Source organism: Propionimicrobium lymphophilum DSM 4903 (genome assembly GCF_000423485.1).
Taxonomy (GTDB): Bacteria; Actinomycetota; Actinomycetes; order Propionibacteriales; family Propionibacteriaceae; genus Propionimicrobium; species Propionimicrobium lymphophilum.
The window spans coordinates 1-4989 of sequence record NZ_AUIB01000018.1 but is presented as its reverse complement, the minus strand read 5'-3'; the positions used below and the strand labels follow the sequence as shown (position 1 = coordinate 4989).

Annotated in this window: 8 protein-coding genes; 4 read left to right on the top strand and 4 right to left on the bottom strand. The window is 51.5% G+C overall.

Going from position 1 to position 4989, the window contains the following annotated elements; translation table 11 throughout:
- The first annotated feature begins 56 nt into the window (after positions 1-56).
- From G556_RS0107355 to G556_RS0107345, 3 genes are all read left to right on the top strand, one after another.
- Entirely contained in the window at positions 57-1421 is a 1365-nt protein-coding gene (locus G556_RS0107355; RefSeq protein ID WP_028822304.1) for a hypothetical protein, read from the top strand.
- A gap of 18 nt (positions 1422-1439) precedes the next feature.
- Entirely contained in the window at positions 1440-2093 is a 654-nt protein-coding gene (locus G556_RS11520) for a hypothetical protein (RefSeq protein WP_162139768.1), read from the top strand.
- Between the two features lie 478 nt (positions 2094-2571).
- On the top strand, positions 2572-2775 hold the full coding sequence (locus G556_RS0107345) for a hypothetical protein (RefSeq protein WP_028822302.1): 204 nt from the start codon (positions 2572-2574) through the stop codon (positions 2773-2775).
- Positions 2776-2801: 26 nt separating this feature from the next.
- Here G556_RS0107345 and G556_RS0107340 read toward each other — a convergent pair whose 3' ends face one another.
- Positions 2802-3065: a type II toxin-antitoxin system RelE family toxin gene (locus tag G556_RS0107340; protein ID WP_028822301.1), complete on the bottom strand. Its 264-nt coding sequence runs from the start codon at positions 3063-3065 to the stop codon at positions 2802-2804.
- Entirely contained in the window at positions 3049-3282 is a 234-nt protein-coding gene (gene relB, locus G556_RS0107335) for a type II toxin-antitoxin system RelB family antitoxin (protein ID WP_028822300.1), read from the bottom strand. Before relB (G556_RS0107335) ends, G556_RS0107340 begins: the two co-directional genes overlap by 17 nt.
- Positions 3283-3445: 163 nt before the next feature.
- Here relB (G556_RS0107335) and G556_RS0107330 point away from each other — a divergent pair, with 163 nt between their 5' ends.
- The gene (locus G556_RS0107330) at positions 3446-4219 is read left to right on the top strand and encodes a helix-turn-helix domain-containing protein (protein ID WP_028822299.1); all 774 of its coding nucleotides are present in this window, start codon (positions 3446-3448) and stop codon (positions 4217-4219) included.
- Between the two features lie 123 nt (positions 4220-4342).
- Here the strand turns inward: G556_RS0107330 and G556_RS0107325 are convergent, their stop codons facing one another.
- The gene (locus G556_RS0107325; protein WP_028822298.1) at positions 4343-4615 is read right to left on the bottom strand and encodes a type II toxin-antitoxin system RelE family toxin; all 273 of its coding nucleotides are present in this window, start codon (positions 4613-4615) and stop codon (positions 4343-4345) included.
- Positions 4599-4835, bottom strand: coding sequence for a type II toxin-antitoxin system RelB family antitoxin (gene relB, locus G556_RS0107320; RefSeq protein ID WP_028822297.1), 237 nt, complete (start codon positions 4833-4835; stop codon positions 4599-4601). The genes G556_RS0107325 and relB (G556_RS0107320) overlap by 17 nt, the downstream gene beginning before the upstream one ends.
- Between the last annotated feature and the right edge of the window lie 154 nt (positions 4836-4989).

The window sequence follows — 4989 nt, the reverse complement described above, 5'->3', positions numbered from 1 at the left end:
TATTGATAATATACGCCCCCCAGAGGGGTTTTAAGGGGTTCTTCCAAGGGGACTAAATGAGCGATCTGCAAGGGGCACTTTTTGAGTCCAAGAACGTTACAGAACAATTCGTCGCTGATCGTTTTCCGCAGGTGTCTCCGATGGACTTTTATAGGGAACTTTTTCCCTCTGGTGAGCTGGCTCAGCGCGGACAGTACGAGACGGGCAAGTATTGTGGCATTGCTGTCAGGCTGGCCGATGATCGTCCTTACCGGTACTCGATAACCGATGACCTAGGCAAATTTAGCGAGCTGATCGAGTCGGACGATTTTTGTCTGATGTCTCCGGTAAGTTATGCGGGCAAGACTCAGAAGCAGTCGATGGCGCGGTGGCTTTATGCTGTCACCCTCGATCTCGATGCGCCGATTACTCGACCGAACAAGGCTGGCAACCCAACGGGGATTTCAGAGTTCTTCTACGAGCAGGGCAACGGTCTTTTCCCGATGCCGACGTTCATTGTTTCTTCGGGTACTGGTTTGCACCTGTACTACATGCTTGAGCGTCCTATCGCGCTGTTTCCGAACGTGATCCGACAGTTGTCGAATCTTCGACATGATCTGATTTTGCGCGTTTGGAACCGCTACATAAGCGAGTTGAGTGAATCGCCGCAATTCGAGTCAGTAACTCAGGGTTTCCGTATCGTCGGAACTGTCACTAAGACCGGCGACAGGGTGCGCGCGTACCGTACAGGCGAGCGCGTCACCATCGACGAGCTGAACGGATATGTTTTCGATGACGCGAACAAGGTCACCGAGTTTCGCTACAAGTCCCCGCACACCCTCGAGGAGGCGAAAGAACTATATCCGGAGTGGTACGAGAAACGCATCGTGCAGGGATTGCCGCGCGGGCATTGGCAGGTTAAGCGCGATCTGTATGACTGGTGGAAACGCCAGGCGCACCGCTCAGCCTACGGCCACCGCTATTACTTCATTACTGCGTTAGCCGTTTACGCGATCAAGTGCGGCATTAGCGAAGAAGAACTAACCCGCGACGCGCTCGAACTCGTGCCAGTGCTCGATCAGCTCGACGAGTCCCACCCCTTCACTCGTGCCGACGCGCTCAAAGCCCTCGACATGTATCACTGCGACTACCAGACGTTCCCACGCCGCTCAATCCAAGCCGTAACAGGTATTCAGATCCCCCCGAACCGTCGGAACTACCAGAAGCAAGAATTTCATCTAGAAGAAGCCCGAGCTATTCGAGATCTAAGACAGAAACGTAAGGGCGCCAATTGGTGGGATAGCGGTAATCGTGAAGGCGCTCCTACGAAGCAGAAGCTAATTCAGGTGTGGCGTAAAGCTAACCCAGGCGGCAGGAAAATCGACTGCGAACGTGAGTTAGGTATTTCTCGCCCTACGGTTTTGAAGTGGTGGGACGCTTAGGCGGTCTTAAAGGCTCTTATGTGTCACGGTGTTATCGCTGGTTGGTGGTGTGACAAGATTCGGTTATGGCTCTCAATCAACATGGGTTTGATCGTGGACTATGACCCGACTTTTAACCTCGCTCAAGCCGCCAAGGTGTGCAATGTTTCACCCTCGACGATTAGGCGCTCGCGTGACAGGTTGGTGGAAGGTGGTGCGACCTTCCATGACAGGTCATGGAAGATACCCCTATCAGCGTTGATTTACGCGGGATTTACCCCCTCGACACCTTCCAATGACAGGTCATGGAAGGCTGTCAGTGATAGGTCGATGATAGGTCAAAATGACAGGTCTGATAGGTCGCTGGAAGGTCAAAAAGAGACCCCTGAAAACCCCGCAGCTCAAGAGCTCGATGAGCTAAGGACGGAAGTTCAACGACTCACTCACGCCCTCGAGATAGCCGAGGTTAAAAATGAGGGACTAGAGCGAATGATCGAAACCCAACAGCTAGCCCTCAGAGCGCTCGAAGCAGGCACAGCCAGGCCAGCCGAACAGCCTAGAGAAACACCAGCACAGACCCCGCCAACCCAGCCAGCGCCGAAGGCTCAAGAAACTGTTTTCGACGACACAAACGCGCCCTGGAATCAGCCAGAACCCCCACGCGGCTTCCTTGCCCGCCTTTTTAAGCATTAATGCCACGGACCAAAAGACACCCATTTTCTAGCGGAAGTTAGCTGCCACTAAAATTTCTAATTTCCAAGCTCTCAGCAGACTTTCTCTGCGTATCATTAACCATGGAGAAGGTTAAATTTTCTAAGACCAGAATTCCCCTAGTAGTTATCTTTCTAGCGGCTCTTGTTTTACCATTCTCAGCTTCTCAAGAAGCATTTGCTGCCGGTCCCTGTCGAGTAAATGGATACACGATCCACGCTAGGTTACAGATGTCCACACGTGACATTTCTAAGAGCGAGGTTCAAGAATCCGTAAGCACCAACTGTGCAGCGGGGAAATGGCAACCCAAATCCGGAACCTGGCTTTACCAAAGTAAGTCTGGTTTCCTGCCCACAGTTGTCTTGAATAATTCTGGCTGGGTTATAACGACTTATTGGGGCAGCGGAGGTGGCGGAAGCTCAATTGGCTCTTGGAGCTTCGAGCCTATTGAGCAACTTTTATGAAAATCAATGTAGAGCTTTGCGCAGATAGAGAAGCTAACACTGCTTCACTGATCTTCTCCTCCGAAAAGGGACGTTCTTTAGTCACTGTCCCGGTTTCTTTCGGGGGTGAGCTGGTAGCAACTATCACGTTTACCCCTCAGGGGAAACTGGTCGAGCTAGAGCTATTAGATCTTTCCGTTCAGCTTCCCAAAGTTAGCTAGCTCTAAAGTGAATTGCTAGCGGCTTTTTAACCGTAGATTTTAGAGCGGTGGCCTACGTCGATAACGATGATTCGGCAGCGGCCTTCGATGATGTCGCAGATGATCCGGTAGTTGCCGACTCGGTAGCGCCATAGCCCGGCTAGATTGCCGGTTAGCGCTTTGCCTCGACTTCTGGGATCGTCGATGTGCTCGAGCTCGTGCAAGAAACTAGAGATTCTTAACCGTGTTGGCTTATCGAGCTTGGCCAAAGTTTTTTCGACTCTGGCATCGAACTCAATCAGCCAAGCCAAGACGGCGATCCATTTCTTCCAAGCTGACCGTCTCAGCCTCACCAGCACGCACCTCAGAGACCCGCTGCAAGATCATGTACTCGTACTCGAGCTTGTCCAGGTGCGCCTCTAGCGCCTCGCGCACATAAACCGATGCTGGTCGATTTGTGGCATGGCTAAGCCGATCAAGGCGCGCTTTGGTTTCGCTAGGCACTCGAAGGCTTAAAACATCACTCACGTATACAAGTATACAAAATCGATCTAACCCTCATTTCTAAAGGTCGGCGGGAACGAGAATTAAGCGCTTAAAACCTGAGTTTTTCCCAAAGAGCAAGAGGTGTGTGGGATTTTTACACTTTGAAGTTTTTGACAGTCTCGGCTCGTTGTTATTTCCTTGAGTCGTGGGCAGGAATCGGAAACGTAAAAGAGCTCAGCTACGTAAGGCAGCTAAGAAGCGAGCAGCTAGAGCTGAAACGATCAGGCGACAAAACCTAGAAAGCCCTTGGGTCACCCCAGGCCTCAGCGAGGAAGAGCACAAGAGCTACTACAGCGAAGATTTGCTGCCGTTCCATTTCTGGGACGAACAAGACGATCTCGAACCAGACTTCGACGAGTTCGCAGAACTAGCCACCGTTCCGCGCTCGCGTCGCAGAACTAGCCCACCGTTTAGCTCGATGATTCGCCAAGCAAAAAAGGCCGACGCGCTTAACCTGCTGGCTTCGGGCATGTCGATACGCGAAACAGCTCGAACCGTCGAGGTATCACCGGCAACGGTATCGATATGGGCACGCAAAGAAGGCCACAACCCTCGCCAGGAGTACCTTGAGACGGCCGAGAATCGCCGTAGAAGCGTTTTAAGCCTCTACGGCGAGGGTTTATCCAACAAAGAGATTTCATCGCGTCTGGGGGTTTCTGAGAGCCTTGTATCGACCCGATTGGCCGAAATGCGCCCCCAGGTGTTTCAAGGCCGCGACAAAACAAGACAAAAAAACCGCGCGATCGAGTTAGTCAGGCAGGGCTATTCGACTCGCGAAGTCGCCGACTCGGTTGGAGTCTCACACCAAACCGTCGCCAACTGGGCGAAAGCCGCAGGGGTGGAACTCGCCAAAAAGAAAACCACTCGAAGCCAGCAATCAGATAACCCGCTAGTGCGCTACCAGCCAGAACTTTTCTAAAACCCTCAAAACAAAACCCACAACCCAAAGTGTCAAAAACTTCAAAGTGTAAAAATCCCACACACCTCTTGCATTATGGGAAAAGTTAAGTTTTCAGGCACAAAAACGCTCAACGCCAAGGGGCTATTTATTTGCTCGGTAGACCTTGCTGCGGTGGGCTACGTCGAGGACTAAGACGACAAGAATTTCGTCTTCTAGGCTGCAAATGATCCGGTAGTTACCGACGCGGTAGCGCCACAGTCCACCCATGTTGCCTACAAGCGCCTTGCCTGTAGAGCGCGGATCGTCGAGTTTTTCGATCTCTCGAAGTTTGGAAGTGATTCGTTTAGCCGTTGATTTATCGAGCTTTTTAAGCGTCTTTTGGAAGTCTTTGGTGACTTCAATCCGCCAGGTCAAGAGATTTCTCCAACTCATCGAGCGTCATAGTTTCGAGCTTGCCTGCCCGGTAATCTTCAACTTTCTTCAAAAGTCCGTACTCGTATTCGAGCCGGTCGATGGAATCCTCAAGCGCTTCGAGCACATAAAACGTTCTCGTTCTCCCAGTAGCTTCAGCTAGCTGGTTATAGCGACTCGCTAGATCTGATGGAACACGAACAGGCATAGCGGTTTTAGCCATAACGAACCTCCTAAGGTGTAATCATTGTATTCAATGTATTACAGATTGTCGATTATGGACCACCGGGACAGGCAAAAGGAAGCCGCTAAACGCGGCTACTGACCTTCCACGACCTGTCATCGACCTATCAGTGATAGCCTTCCACGACCTGTCA

Bases quoted from the DNA above. Each gene is read 5' to 3' on its own strand.
- relB (WP_028822297.1), bottom strand. From the start codon at position 4,835: ATGGCTAAAACCGCTATGCCTGTTCGTGTTCCATCAGATCTAGCGAGT.
- G556_RS0107345 (WP_028822302.1), top strand. From the start codon at position 2,572: ATGAAAATCAATGTAGAGCTTTGCGCAGATAGAGAAGCTAACACTGCT.
- G556_RS0107355 (WP_028822304.1), top strand. From the start codon at position 57: ATGAGCGATCTGCAAGGGGCACTTTTTGAGTCCAAGAACGTTACAGAA.
- G556_RS11520 (WP_162139768.1), top strand. From the start codon at position 1,440: ATGTGTCACGGTGTTATCGCTGGTTGGTGGTGTGACAAGATTCGGTTA.